Source organism: Thalassospira lohafexi (assembly GCF_002844275.1).
Lineage (GTDB): Bacteria > Pseudomonadota > Alphaproteobacteria > Rhodospirillales > Thalassospiraceae > Thalassospira > Thalassospira lohafexi.
In genome coordinates this window covers 219,751-233,774 of sequence record NZ_NXGX01000006.1, presented here as the reverse complement: position 1 = coordinate 233,774, position 14,024 = coordinate 219,751, and the positions used below count along the sequence as shown (strand labels likewise).

9 protein-coding genes are annotated in these 14,024 nt (G+C 53.1%); 7 read left to right on the top strand and 2 right to left on the bottom strand.

Going from position 1 to position 14,024, the window contains the following annotated elements; translation table 11 throughout:
- Positions 1-124 precede the first annotated feature (124 nt).
- The gene (locus tag COO92_RS16040) at positions 125-763 is read left to right on the top strand and encodes an alpha/beta hydrolase (protein WP_022733510.1); all 639 of its coding nucleotides are present in this window, start codon (positions 125-127) and stop codon (positions 761-763) included.
- A 48-nt stretch (positions 764-811) separates the two neighbouring features.
- On the opposite strand, the gene COO92_RS16035 is transcribed toward COO92_RS16040, so the two are convergent.
- On the bottom strand, positions 812-1,927 hold the full coding sequence (locus COO92_RS16035) for an anhydro-N-acetylmuramic acid kinase (RefSeq protein WP_101303714.1): 1,116 nt from the start codon (positions 1,925-1,927) through the stop codon (positions 812-814).
- Between the two features lie 199 nt (positions 1,928-2,126).
- Between COO92_RS16035 and tyrS the strand changes: the two genes are divergently transcribed.
- Complete coding sequence (gene tyrS / locus COO92_RS16030; protein ID WP_101304012.1) at positions 2,127-3,380, top strand: tyrosine--tRNA ligase; 1,254 nt, start codon at positions 2,127-2,129, stop codon at positions 3,378-3,380.
- A gap of 100 nt (positions 3,381-3,480) precedes the next feature.
- Here the strand turns inward: tyrS and COO92_RS16025 are convergent, their stop codons facing one another.
- On the bottom strand, positions 3,481-7,005 hold the full coding sequence (locus tag COO92_RS16025; RefSeq protein WP_101303712.1) for a YhdP family protein: 3,525 nt from the start codon (positions 7,003-7,005) through the stop codon (positions 3,481-3,483).
- Between the two features lie 221 nt (positions 7,006-7,226).
- Here COO92_RS16025 and COO92_RS16020 point away from each other — a divergent pair, with 221 nt between their 5' ends.
- From COO92_RS16020 to adhP, 5 genes are all read left to right on the top strand, one after another.
- On the top strand, positions 7,227-10,268 hold the full coding sequence (locus COO92_RS16020; protein WP_276307569.1) for a bifunctional [glutamine synthetase] adenylyltransferase/[glutamine synthetase]-adenylyl-L-tyrosine phosphorylase: 3,042 nt from the start codon (positions 7,227-7,229) through the stop codon (positions 10,266-10,268).
- A 157-nt stretch (positions 10,269-10,425) separates the two neighbouring features.
- Positions 10,426-10,890 (top strand): thioredoxin-dependent thiol peroxidase, encoded by a 465-nt coding sequence (gene bcp, locus COO92_RS16015; protein WP_101303708.1) that lies wholly within the window; start codon positions 10,426-10,428, stop codon positions 10,888-10,890.
- Positions 10,891-11,051: 161 nt separating this feature from the next.
- Positions 11,052-11,885 (top strand): response regulator, encoded by an 834-nt coding sequence (locus COO92_RS16010; RefSeq protein WP_240626472.1) that lies wholly within the window; start codon positions 11,052-11,054, stop codon positions 11,883-11,885.
- A 142-nt stretch (positions 11,886-12,027) separates the two neighbouring features.
- Entirely contained in the window at positions 12,028-12,852 is an 825-nt protein-coding gene (locus tag COO92_RS16005; protein WP_101303706.1) for a ferritin-like domain-containing protein, read from the top strand.
- A 124-nt stretch (positions 12,853-12,976) separates the two neighbouring features.
- Positions 12,977-14,002 carry an alcohol dehydrogenase AdhP gene (adhP, locus tag COO92_RS16000; protein ID WP_101303703.1) on the top strand — a complete coding sequence of 342 codons (1,026 nt, stop codon included), beginning with the start codon at positions 12,977-12,979 and terminating at the stop codon, positions 14,000-14,002.
- Positions 14,003-14,024: the final 22 nt, after the last annotated feature.

Here is a 14,024-nt window from a genome sequence, read left to right as displayed (position 1 = left end):
CCGAGTAACTTGGTCAAGTATTTGCCCAAAGCAATTTATGCGCAAACACGAAAAAACTTACAAAAACACTCGGATATTTTTGTTGCACACATTATTCCATTCGTGGACAGGAGCAGTCTGATCCATGCCTGAGGTCATTTTTAACGGCCCCGAAGGTCGCCTTGACGGTCGCTACCACCATAACAGCGCTGACGATTCGCCCATCGCACTCATTCTCCATCCGCACCCCCAGCAGGGCGGCACAATGAACAATAAATTGTGCTTTAACATGTTCAACATGTTCAAGGATCGCGGTTATTCGGTCATGCGCTTTAACTTCCGCGGCGTTGGTCGCTCGCAGGGCGTCTATGATCAAGGGATCGGTGAGCTGTCTGATGCGGCATCGGCTCTTGACTGGATGCAAACCTATAACGCCAATGCGCGCGCCACGTGGGTCGCAGGGTATTCGTTTGGGTCCTGGATCGGCATGCAGCTTTTGATGCGCCGCCCGGAAATTGACGGGTTCGTTTGCGTCGCACCGCCGGCCAGCGAATATGATTTCACCTTCCTGGCACCCTGCCCGTCATCGGGTCTGATGATCCATGGCACGCAGGACAGCAACATTCCGCTGGCATCGGTCAATAAACTGGCTGACAAGCTTAATGCCCAGAAGGGTATTGAAGTGGATTTGCGCACGATTGACGGTGCCGATCACTATTTTGCCAAACAGCAAGACGACGTAATCAAGCACACGGCTGCTTATCTTGAGAAGCGTGGCGCGTAAAGCGACCCGCCGCGAGTAGGCAACGACAATAGACCAAAGGCCGCCTGATCAGGCGGCCTTTTTCGTTTGGTATAGCTTTCCACCGCAACAGGGCTCCGCCACCCCGGTTGTGCCTGGAAAGCTCAGTGGTAAATCGCGCAGATGGCGCACTGCCAAATAGCCAAAACATTCGGCCTCAACCGCATCGCCGTCCCAATCAAGCACATCAACCGATTTCACTGGGACGCCCAACCGCTCCTGAAGCTGTGCCATAACATATTGATTATGCCGACCACCGCCACAGACGAACCAGCCTTTGGGGGCTGCCGGCAGATGGTTCACCCCGGCTACGATGGCCGCCACCGTACAATTGGCAAGGGTCGCCGCCCCATCCGCCATGCTTAGCTTTGCCTCGGCTACCAGCCCATCAATGGTTGCGGCCATGTCTTCACGATCAAGGGATTTCGGTGGCACGCGATCAAAATACGGGTCTTCAAGAAATTTAACTTCAACCATCGGGTCGGCCTGCCCGGACGATGCCGTTGCACCGTTCATATCAACCGGTGTCCCGGTGTGGCGCAGCATCCAGTCATCAAGGCGCGCATTGCCCGGCCCGCAGTCAAACGCCAGCAGCGCGTCATCCGGGCCGATCCATGTCACGTTAGACACACCACCGATATTTAGAACCGCGACGGGCATTTCAACGCCGGCACTTTTCATCAGTGCCGCATGGTAAACTGGGGCAAGTGGTGCGCCCTCGCCCCCGGCGGCTACATCGGCAAGGCGAAAATCGGCCACAACCGGAATGCCGGTTTTTTCCGCCAGCATATAAGGTGTTCCGATCTGTCGCGTGATCCCGGAGGCCGGTTCATGAAAAACCGTCTGACCATGAAACCCGATGACGCCTACTTCAGCCGCCACCACACCGGATTTTTCCAGCAACATATTAACAGCATTAACATGAACGTCTGTCAGATCATCTGCCACAACCTGTTCGCTGTTGGTGGCTGCGCGGTTGCCAAAGCAGGCCCGCATCCGTTCACGAAGACTGGCGTCATACGCAACAAATACAGAATGCCCGGTACGGCGAACCTCGATCCCATCGGTTTCAATCAGGGCCGCATCAACGCCATCCAGGGACGTTCCGCTCATCATTCCGATTGCCTTGATCCAGCCGTCTGTCATTGGAAACTCCGTATAGGTTTTCTGGGTGTTTTGCTGCGTTGAGGAGCAGATTAAAATCAATTTATCGCGAAATCGTTACCGCCATAGCAGAACTGCATGTCGATGCGTTGCCCCGCGAATGTTTTTTGTGCTAGATCATCGCGTCCGCAGTAATAAGCGGCTCGATTTTTTTATCACAACCAAACATAGCGCAAAAACCATGACTGAACTTAAGTCTGATTTTCTCCGCGTCATGAATGACCGCGGTTATATCCACCAATGTACGGACCTCGAAGGTCTTGATACCTATGCGACGGAAAATACGGTGGTGTGCTATGTGGGCTATGATTGCACCGCAGACAGCCTGCATGTCGGATCGCTTGTATCGATCATGATGCTGCGCTGGTTACAAAAAACCGGCCATAAGCCGATTGTCCTGATGGGCGGCGGTACCACGCGTGTTGGTGATCCAACCGGTCGTGATGACGCCCGCCCGGTTTTGACCGATGAAATTATTGACGCCAACATGGCTGGCATCAAAAAAGTGTTTCAGCAGTTCCTGACATTTGGCGATGGCCCGACCGATGCGATCATGGTCAATAACGCCGACTGGCTTGATAAACTGAACTACATCGAATTCCTGCGTGATTTTGGGCGGCATTTTTCGGTCAACCGGATGCTGAGCTTTGACTCGGTTAAAATTCGTCTGGAACGTGAACAGTCGCTGAGCTTCCTTGAATTCAACTACATGATCCTGCAGGCCTATGACTTTGTTGAACTGAACCGTAATTATGCCTGCACGCTGCAGATGGGCGGATCGGATCAGTGGGGCAACATCGTCAATGGTGTCGAGCTTGGCCGTCGTGTTGATGAAAAATCACTGTTTGGCCTGACCACGCCGCTGATGACCACCGCGTCAGGGACCAAAATGGGCAAGACGGCGTCTGGTGCTGTATGGCTCAACGAAGAACGCCTGTCGTCCTATGATTACTACCAGTTCTGGCGCAACACCGAAGACGCCGACGTCATCAAATTCATGCGTCTGTTTACCGAAATGTCGCTCGAACAGATTGCGGAATACGAAAAGCTCGAAGGATCGCAGATTAACGAAGCCAAAAAGGTTCTCGCCCTTGAAGCAGTTAAGCTGTGCCGCGGCGAAGAAGCCGCACTCGCCGCTGCTGAAACCGCGCGCAAGACCTTTGAAGAAGGCGTTTTTGCCGACGACCTGCCTACCGTCGAAGTTGCCAAGGCTGAACTTGATGCGGGCATTCCGGCATTTGATCTGTTCCGCCGGGCGGACCTTGCCAAAACCGGCGGTGAAGCACGCCGCCTGATCAAGGGTGGCGGGGCCAAAATGAATGACGAAAAAGTCAGCGATGAAAATGCGATGATCAATGCCGATGCCATCAATAAAGACGGTGTGATCAAGGTTTCTGCTGGCAAAAAACGTCACGTGCTGATCAAACCGGTCTGATCAAGGGCCCTACATCAAAATACAAAAACCCCGCAGCCTGTGCTGCGGGGTTTTTATTTAAATACGATACCATTGGTCCGACGATATTAACCTGAGGACGTTACCCCGGTTCCGCCCCGGTGATGAGGTTGCGAAACACCCCCGGCACAAAGGTCGATAGTGGGTTCACATCGACATCCGGCTCATTCAGATCACCTTCAATGGTGTATGTCGGGGCAAAGATGCCACCGCCCTCTTCGCCAACCAGAAGGTCCCCAAGGATCGGAATAACACCAAGGGCAGAGTTCAACGCATAGATCGGCACAATTGATCCCGCCAAGCGGATTTCAGATTTCGCAAGATCAATCGATCCATTGGCCGTCACCCCGACAGCCGTTCCGTTTGCCGCCACCTTACCAAGGGTCAGCACATCGTTGACATAGGTGAAATCACCGTTCAGTTCGTCAAAGGCAATGCCATTGCCCGCCAAAACATCACCTAAGCCTGTGAGCGAAGCCGCGCCGAGCACCCGTGCGGCAATCGGCGCATTCACCACCCGGAATTCATCAATGTTGATCTTGCCGGCGAACGGTTGGGCTTCATCGCCCTCATCAACCGTTCCTTCGACCACCATGCGTCCGCCCAGAAGATTGTCGTACATGTCCAGCGCGCGCAAAAATCGCCCGGCATTTTCAGATGTCAGCCTGACTGTACGGGTTTTGAAATCCGTGCGTTCAACCTGAGCAAAAATGTTGGCACGATCCCCAAAGGTCCCGTTCAGAACGAGGCTGTCCCATTCGTCGCCGATCATATGGATCGCGCCTTCAACCTCATTGATCAGTTCGCCATTGGCCATGACCATCTGATCAACATTCACGAAAACATCTGTTTTGCCACCAACCCGTGATGCCCTCTCTCCGATCCCACCACTGTTGGGGTTGTTGCCCGCGGGCAGATCATTCTGATCGCTGTCATCACTGACAATCCAGGGGGTTAAAATCGCCTGTTGGGCATTGATTTCGATTTCCTGATTTTCACCCATCTTGTTGAGGATGATTTTACCCCCCGTCAATGTGGGTTCACCCCCCTTGACCAGGAAATGATCCCCCGCAAGGGTGACCATTGCATCCTGCCCAATCGGATTTTCTGACGTTGTGGTCGCCGCATCGTTGGTGTGGTTCTCAACAAAGGACCGCAAATCAAATTGCTGTCCGCTCAGATCAGCAAACAATTTCTGATCCTGAGACAACCGAACCGATCCCGAAAGACCAAGGTTTTCGCGGAAATTCGAGCTATCAAGGTTAAGCGCCCAAACATCTGAAATCTTGCTGTCGCCACTCCATTTCGCTTTGCCATTGGCGTTAAGCAGTGGTGCAGAAACACTAAACGCATTCAGACTGCCGCTGTTATCACCAAGAACGACAAGATCAAATGTCGCCGTTGCAGGAACATTCGCCGCCTTTTGGTACTCAACCGCGTCAATGTTAACCGCCACCTGTTTAAGGCCAACATCACCGGTCACACCAACGGTGTTTTCCCCCACCTTGATGTCGACAGTTCCATCTGCAACGCCAGTTAAATAGGGGGAAACATCAAGATCGACTTTTGCCAAAGCCGACAAATCAAGGTCCCCCGACAGGGTGTAATGGCTGCGCACTGCGGCTTTATCGGCAAAACTTTCAATCCACTTGATGTTGGTTCGCCCCTGCCCGATGGCGGCATCACCGCTAAGATCAAGCCCCTTGGTGTTGACCTGCAATTCAAATGCACCGTCTGCGATATCAAGATCGCGAAATGCTTTCGTCACCTTGGCATTTTCAATCCGCGTGGCAGCGGCCACCTCGACATCATCAAATGTGACCGCACGCAACAGTGGGAAATAAAGCCTTACGCGGGTTGCCTGATCGCCTGTGATCTGCTTGGGGTCAATCCCCAGTCGCTTTGCAAAGCCAAGCGGTTCGGCATCAATCAGCTCAAGAGCTTTTTGCACACTGCCGTGGGCGACGACTTCGATATCTGCCGATGGGACAGGTTCATCAAGCTTGGTAAATTCGATGGATGCATTTTCAACAATCAGACCATCCGCATTGCCTTGATCGGCATAGATCTTAAAGCTGGTTGCATCAAACTCAGCCCGCCCAGCAGCGTCAAGAACCACGGGCATCTCGCCAAGATAATGCACCGTGACCCCCGACATGGTCATCTGCCCGCCCAAGGCATCGAGAATGACTTCACCGGCCTCATCCTGATGCAGCTCGGTATGCATGGTTGCCTGATGAACAATGCCCTCAGACAGGTTTTCAATCACCCATTCGCGCGCATCATACCCGACGTTTTCCGGCCATAACCGGTTTAAATCATTGGTCGCAACGTCTGTTGCTGACACATCCAGATTGATTTTCCAGTCGGAAAACGGATCAAGGACAACACCCTTAAGGCTTGCCACCGACGCACCGACATTCAGGGTCACATCATCAAAGCTGATCCGACCGGGCACATAGCTTGTGGCAATACGCCCGCCCGTCACACGATAGGTTGCGCGCATTTCGTCGGGCAAGGAAACAACGCCACTTCCAACAGACAAATCCGCACTGGCCGAAATCAACTCGCCATTCGCGTCATACTTTGCCTTTAGCCCCCCGGAAACCGGTACAAAAGCATCGCGCAGGCCATCAAATACATTTGAAATCGTCGCAAGTTCCGCAAGCTCGATCTCACCAAGCTTAGCGGTAAGGTCAATCTCGCCGGTTCGGGTGCTGTAGTCACCGGTAACATCGATACGGGTTGCAACAGAACCAGCTGAAACCTGCATGGATGCTTCGGCTGAAACGCCGAACTTCCCACGTGACAAAAGAATATCTGCCTGTGGCGCGGCCCAGATAACACCAAGCTTCTCGTCACGCACCTGCAGATCAGCGTTTACAACGCCGAAACTTTCAAAGTAATCCGCTGCGGGGAAATCTGTCCGTGCGCCAGACAGAATATCAACAATATCGCGCAGCGCCTGACTGCCTGAATGCACATCCGATCCCGGATCAGTGCCATTTGCACCATCCTTGGGCAACGCATCAGTCCCCTGATCGTCCCCCGGAACTGGCGGCAGATCAATCACAAGGGATGGCGCGCGCTCTGTCTGATTTGAACCATCGGGTGATGCGGTGTCTTCTGTCGCAAGATTACTGCCGTCCGGTGATCGGTTTGCATCATCCACGACGTCCTCTTCGGCGGCGTATCCGATATTGATCGCGCCATCGCGTCCCCGTTCAAGTCGGATCCGCGGTCCGATCAGATTTAATTCGCGCAGGGCAAGAACACCTTCAAAAAGTGCCTTGGTTGAAAATACAACGTCTGCCTCGGGGACTTGCAGAAGTTCGTTGTTATCTGGTCCGTGCACCGAAACATCGCGCAGGCGCACATCAAACTTTTCGTCCCAACCGCGCCAATACAAAACAAGATCGTCAACAGACAGGCGGTTTTCGCCCATCGACTGATTAAGACGATCCACGATGTAAGGCGTAATACGATGCAGCGAGACAGGTCCCTGTGCGACGCGCCAGACGGTAACCGCGCCAAACACACCGACAAACAGGACGAGGGCCCCAAAAATCAGCCCCAACCATCCAGAAAAGGTTTTTAACAGGCGCACCCTATTTACCTTGAATTTTCGGTGTCATACACAGATTTACCAATTAGCCCAAAACAGTCCAATACAGTTTATCGCACGCAACACCGTGCTAAAACCGGTAAAAGAAACAAACTGTTATTGATCTTATCCCTTTTTACCGACGCACAGAAAAGATAGGGTCGGCGTCGTAACTAGAAACATGTTTCCCCGACCCTCTGGATCACGATACCATCATAGGTCTTATGCTATCAGCCGTAAATCTGTGCATAGCCCGGTTCGTCACCCTTTCGCAATACAAGGAAAGCAATAAAGTGTCTCTTTCCTGGATATCACATGATCTTCCCAAACCATTTGATCCTGAACGTACTGCCACCGCATTTGAACGCTGGCGGGCATTGGCAGAACGTCCTGCCTTTGAAAGTATTTCTGATCAAATTGTCGAGATTGCGACAAACGCGCAAACATCGTCTGTTTTGGCTGCTCTTTTTGGTAACAGCCCGTATCTGACGAACCTGTGTTTGCGCGATCCGGGGACGGTCTGTGATGTCTTTGCCAATGGCCTTGATGATGCTTTTAAAACGGCTCTTGATCCGGTCCGTGAAAGTGCCAAGGCCGCCCCGCTTGATCAACCAACCACCATGGCCACCGTTCGCATTGCAAAACGCCATGCCGCATTGGTGATCGCCATTGCCGATATCACAAACGCATGGTCGCTTGATAAAATCACCGCTGCGATCAGCGACACGGCCGAGCTTACCCTTGGCTTTACCATGGCCCATTGTTTGTCCGCCTTGGCACGTCTTCGCAAATATGATCTGCCAAATCCGGAAAACCCACTGAAAGACAGCGGGATTTTCGCCATTGGCATGGGCAAGCTTGGCGCAGGTGAGTTGAATTATTCATCGGATATCGACCTGATCTTCCTGTATGATCAGGATGTTGTGACCTATGTCGATCCGGACCGCATCCATCAGGATCTGGTGCGTATGGTCCGCGATATCGCCCGCATCATGGAAGAACGTACCGGCGACGGATATGTGTTTCGTACTGATTTACGATTACGCCCAGACCCATCATCAACCCCACCGATTTTATCGATGCTGGCGGCTGAAACCTATTACGAAACAGTGGGGCAGAACTGGGAACGTGCGGCCATGATCAAGGCCCGCATTGTTGGCGGCGATCACAATGCTGGAAATGCGTTTCTTGAAATATTGCGCCCCTTTGTCTGGCGCAAGCACCTTGATTTTCTGGCAATCCAGGACATTCATTCGATCAAACGCCAGATCAATGCCCATAAGGGCGGCAGCAAGATCAACATCCCGGGCCACAACATCAAGCTTGGCCGTGGCGGCATTCGCGAGATCGAATTTTTTGCCCAGACCCAGCAACTGATTTGGGGCGGACGCGAGGTCTCCCTGCGCTGCAAGGCAACCTGCGAAACATTACGCGAGTTGACCAAATTCGGACAAGTATCAGAAAATGTCCGCGATGAAATGCTCAGCGCCTATGCGTTCCTGCGCACCGTCGAACATCGGTTGCAAATGATCGATGATCAACAAACCCAGACCCTGCCGGAAAGTGATGAAGGCCTGCATGCATTGGCAACCTTCCTTGGCTACACCGACCGGGCCGGGTTCATTGCTGACTTGTTGCTGCATTTGCGCAACGTTGAAAACAATTATGCGGAACTGTTCGAAGACGACGTTCCCTTGGCCGGTGCGACCGGCAACCTTGTCTTCACCGGCACCGAAGACGACCCCGAAACATTGGCAAACCTGCGCCAAATGGGGTTTGAGAATGCCGAAAATGTATCGGTTACGGTGCGCGGCTGGCACCATGGCCGATATCGCGCCACCCGGTCGCGTCGTGCGCGCGAAATCCTGACTGAACTGATGCCAACCCTTCTGGGTGCATTGGCCAAAACCACCAATCCGGGCATGGCATTTCGCGCCTTTGATGATTTCCTCAAAGGACTTCCAGCAGGTGTTCAGGTTTTCTCACTGTTTACCGCCCACCCGGAACTTCTTGAACTGCTGGCCCAGATTGCCGGAACCGCCCCGCGCATGGCCAAATACATTGGCCGGAATGCGGCGGTCCTTGACTATGTGCTGATGTCGGGCTTTCACGAAGAACTGCCCGATGCGCAGGATATGATCATGGAACTTGACGCGCGCCTGTCGCGCGAAGACATGGTCGAAGACTGGCTTGATTGCGCCCGGCGCTGGGCCAATGACCAGAAATTCCAGATTGACGTGCAAACCATCCAGAACCGCCATACCCCGCACGCTGCGGGACGCGCCCTTGCCGATGTTGCCGATGTTGCCATTCGGTCCCTTTTCCCGCGCATTGCCGATGATTTTGCCACCAAACATGGACAATTCGAAGATGGCGGCTTGGCGGTCTTTGCACTTGGCAAGCATGGCGGTCAGGAACTGTCGCCGGGCTCGGACCTTGATATGGTCTTTATCTACGATGTGCCCGAAGACGCCGAAGAATCAGATGGCGATAAGCCGTTGTCACCGGGGCATTATTACATCCGTCTCAGTCAGCGATACATCAATGCCCTGTCGGCCCCGACCGCCGAGGGTATCTTGTTTGAAACCGACTTGCGCCTGCGTCCCAGTGGATCAAAAGGCCCGCTTGCGACCCATTTCAAAAGTTTCGATACCTATCAAAACAACGACGCATGGACATGGGAACACATGGCGCTGACCCGCCTGCGTCCGGTCTATGGCCCGGAAAACCTGTGTAAAAAGGTCGTTGCGACGACCAATGCGGTGCTGTGCAAAAAGCGGGACCCTGATCGGTTGGTGCGCGAAGTCTTTGACATGCGAAACCGCATGGATGCTGGCAAGGGCGACAATCACCCTTGGGCAATCAAAATGCGGCGTGGTGGTCTGGTTGATCTGGAATTCATTGCGCAGTATTTGCAATTGCGCCACGCCCATGATCATCCTGAAATATTGTCGCCAACCACCCGCGATGTGTTTAAAAATCTTGATGCAGCGGGAATTCTGGATGGGGAACAGGCAAAGTTTCTTGCCAATGCCGGATCGTTCTGGCTGGCCATACAGGCCATGCTGCGGCTCACCACCGAGGGCCCGTTTGATCCGCAAACGGCCAGCACCGATCTGCGTAAAATGCTGGCGACCGCGGGGAAATGCGACGATTTCGAACAATTGCAGGCCAAGGTCGACGAAACAGCCACCAAAACCAAGGCCATCTATGACCTGATCATTAGCGACCCGGCCGAAAAAGCAGGCCCGATCCCTGAAAGCTGATGAAAGCCTACGATAACGGTGAAAATATCAATGATCCGGATGCCGTTGCCATCCCTATAATGGATTATATTTTTATGCCCGCGCCTTCAAACACGGCGAACGATGGATGCGCGACACTACGGATCGCACATGCGCACGAACAGACAAAGGATAGAACATGACACTTGATACAGTCGCGACAGCCCCGGATTTTGAACTGCCGACCGACGGTGGCGGCAGCGTGAAACTGTCTGATCTACGCGGCAAGCCGGTGGTGATCTATTTCTATCCCAAGGACATGACACCGGGCTGCACGACAGAATCCTGCGAATTCCGTGATGCCGAACCAGATTTTAGCGCCGTTGACGCTCAGATCATTGGCATTTCCAAAGACAGTGCGGATCGCCATGACAAGTTCAAAGCCAAACATGACCTGAACTTCATTCTCGCCTCTGACGAGAATGGCACCACCTGCGAAGACTACGGTGTGTGGAAGGAAAAAAGCATGTATGGCAAGAAATTCATGGGAATTGAACGGACCACCTTTGTCATTGATGCCCAAGGCACAATCCGTAATGCGTGGCACAAGGTCAAAGTCAAAGGCCACGTCGCCGAGGTTCTTGAAGCCGTCCGCGCCCTTTAAAATCTGCATTATGATACGTAAAGGCCCGACAATCATCCTGTCGGGCCTTTTTTATTCGATCTTAAAATGCTTTAAGTTCAATGTCGTGACCGATGAGGCCCATATTGATTTGGTTGCCTTACCTTGTTTCTCAGGCTAAGAATTTGAATATGGGAATATAGGTGAGCATAAATTTCACCTATCAGGAGAAAACAAACCGGTTCACCGGCAAGGCGGGTAATTCAATGAACAAGAATGTTGTCGATCTTGACGATCAGATGCTTGCAGACTTTCGTGATGAAGCCCACGACATCATTAATTCGATTGATGTCCATTTGCAGAATGCACGTGGCAAGGCCGACCCGATACACCTGACAGCCATTCAACGCGAAGTTTTCAATTTGCGGTACAAAGGCAAATCGGTCGCCGCCCCGCTGATCAACCTGACCAGTCATCGCCTTGCAGATTATGTCACGACCTGTAAGGAACTCAATGAAGGTGCTATCGAAGACATTCAGGCCTTTGTCGATAAAATCCAGACCCTTCTTGACGGCGACATGACCGCAGGCGGCACCGACACTGCCGAGTTTGTCCGCGAACTGCCCTCAAAACGCACACCAGACATTGATCCCAACTGGCTCAAACAAACCAACGTCGAGGCCCTTTTGGTCATTCCGCAACGTTCAATGGCGGTGATTGTTGAACGTGAACTGGCTGCTTGCGGATATCGCAGCTCCGTGACCCAGACATCGTTTGAGGCCATCGAACTTGCGGTACGCACCCGCCCAGATTTCATCATTGTCGCCAAGACCATCGATGAACTCAGCGGCGTTGATCTTGCCAATGCGCTGCAAGCCATGCCCAAAACGCGCAACATCCCAACCGCGGTTCTGACATCGGATGCGCCGAACCATCCGTCTTTGCAGGACCTGCCGTGCCGAACTGCGATCATCCGCAAGGGGAACTCGTTTGGCGAAGATCTGGCAGAAGCCCTTGCGCGCTTTAACATCACCTGATCAAACGATCAGATGATCATCCATCTTTGCGGGCGTTCCGGCATTGTCGTGCTGGACGCCCTTTTTCTTTGCCCATTGACCCGACGTCTGGCAAATGTCAGACACAGCCTGCCCTTAACTCCTGCACCAGTTCCGGATGATCATGACCAAACTGACCCTCGCCGAAGCCGCCAAGCGTGCCCTGCTCACTGCAGATGCCATCGAGAAGGCCAATGTAACCGCTGAAATGGCTGCACTGTGGCGTAGTGGCGAGATCACGGAAGTTGGGTCAACCGATCTTCCCGATCGTCCGGGACGCCCGGCAAAGCCGGAACTGCTGCCACCCAACAAAATGCCCAAACGCAAAAAAGGCAGTGTTCAGGGACGTATCAGCCTTTTGCATGCGCTGGCCCATATTGAACTCAATGCCATTGATCTGGCATGGGATTTATGCGTGCGCTTTCCGGATGCAGAGATGCCAAAGCACTTCCATGATGCATGGGTTCAGGTCGCCGATGACGAAGCCCGTCATTTTAAAATGATCGTTACACGACTGGGCGAAATGGGGGCGGCCTATGGCGACCTTCCGGCTCATGACGGGTTGTGGGAAACATCGATGGATACGGCCTATGACGTTTTGCCACGTCTGGCCGTGGTGCCGATGGTGTTTGAGGCACGCGGGCTTGATGCCGCCCCGCCGACCATTGAACGGTTAATGGCCCACGGGGACACCGAAAGTGCCCGTATTCTCGAAATCATCGCCCATGATGAAATCGCCCACGTCGCAGCGGGCCGGAAATATTACGAATATGTCTGCGATCAGCGCGGCCTTCCGTACTACACAACCTGGCATGACATGCTGCGCAAGCATTTCCGTGGATCGTTAAAGCCCCCCTTTAACGACGAAGCCCGTTACGAAGCCGGCATGCCGCCTGATTATTATCAGGACTATGTGCTTGAACTGCCTGATATCGGTTATGACGCCTGATTGATCTTTTCCCGGCAAGATTGATTCAAAGCAAGGCTTTCAAACATCCATCGCACTATTCTTTTGACGTGAATTAAACAGACCCAACCAAACGGGTCTTTTCCTTCCGTCAGGAGGTCCGAACATGCCTGCCACGATGAAAGCTGCCTTAGTCCGCGAATTTGGCAAACCCTTGTCGATCGAAGAAGTCACAGTGCCCAAAGTCACACCGGGTAAGATCCTTGTGAAAATCGAAGCGTCGGGCGTATGTCACACCGACCTGCACGCCGCCGAAGGCGACTGGCCGGTAAAACCCAATCCGCCGTTTATCCCCGGCCACGAAGGTGTCGGGATTGTTTTCGAAGTTGGAGAAGGTGTTACATCCGTCAAGGAAGGCGACCGTGTAGGTGTGCCGTGGCTGCATTCGGCTTGTGGTCATTGTCATCACTGCGTTACCGGCTGGGAAACCCTTTGCGGTGAACAAATCAATACCGGCTATTCGGTCAATGGCGGTTTTGCTGAATATGTTTTGGCCGATCCGAACTATGTCGGGCATCTGCCGGACCGGCTTGAATTTGGCAATGCAGCGCCTGTGCTATGTGCCGGTGTCACGGTCTATAAGGGGCTTAAGGAAACCGAATGCAAACCGGGTGAAACGGTTGTCATTTCGGGTATCGGCGGCTTGGGCCATATGGCCGTGCAATACGCCAAGGCCATGGGCATGAAGGTCATTGCAGTTGATATCAGTGACGATAAGCTGACCTTGGCCAAGGATCTTGGCGCAGACTGGACGCTGAACGCCAAGGAAACCGATGTGGTTGCCGAAGTCCAAAAACAAATGGGGGGAGCCAACGGGGTACTGGTCACAGCCGTTTCCAAATCCGCCTTTTCCCAAGGGGTTGGCATGCTGGGCCGTCATGGCACCATGGCGCTATGTGGATTGCCGCCCGGAAAATTCGAACTTGATATTTTCGATACAGTTCTATCGCGCAAAACCATCCGCGGGTCGATTGTCGGCACCCGTGCGGACCTTCAGGAAGCGCTTGATTTTGCGGGCGACGGCAAGGTGCATTCACATTACACCACCGAACCGATGGAAAACATCAATTCGATTTTTGACCGCATGCGCGAAGGAAAAATCGATGGCCGTATCGTGATGTCGATCTCATAACGTCATGCCGGAAAAAACGGGC

Coding starts and splice junctions, on each gene's coding strand:
- COO92_RS16040 (WP_022733510.1), top strand. CDS start 125: ATGCCTGAGGTCATTTTTAACGGCCCCGAAGGTCGCCTTGACGGTCGC.
- COO92_RS16035 (WP_101303714.1), bottom strand. CDS start 1,927: ATGACAGACGGCTGGATCAAGGCAATCGGAATGATGAGCGGAACGTCC.
- tyrS (WP_101304012.1), top strand. CDS start 2,127: ATGACTGAACTTAAGTCTGATTTTCTCCGCGTCATGAATGACCGCGGT.
- COO92_RS16020 (WP_276307569.1), top strand. CDS start 7,227: ATGCTATCAGCCGTAAATCTGTGCATAGCCCGGTTCGTCACCCTTTCG.
- bcp (WP_101303708.1), top strand. CDS start 10,426: ATGACACTTGATACAGTCGCGACAGCCCCGGATTTTGAACTGCCGACC.
- COO92_RS16005 (WP_101303706.1), top strand. CDS start 12,028: ATGACCAAACTGACCCTCGCCGAAGCCGCCAAGCGTGCCCTGCTCACT.
- adhP (WP_101303703.1), top strand. CDS start 12,977: ATGCCTGCCACGATGAAAGCTGCCTTAGTCCGCGAATTTGGCAAACCC.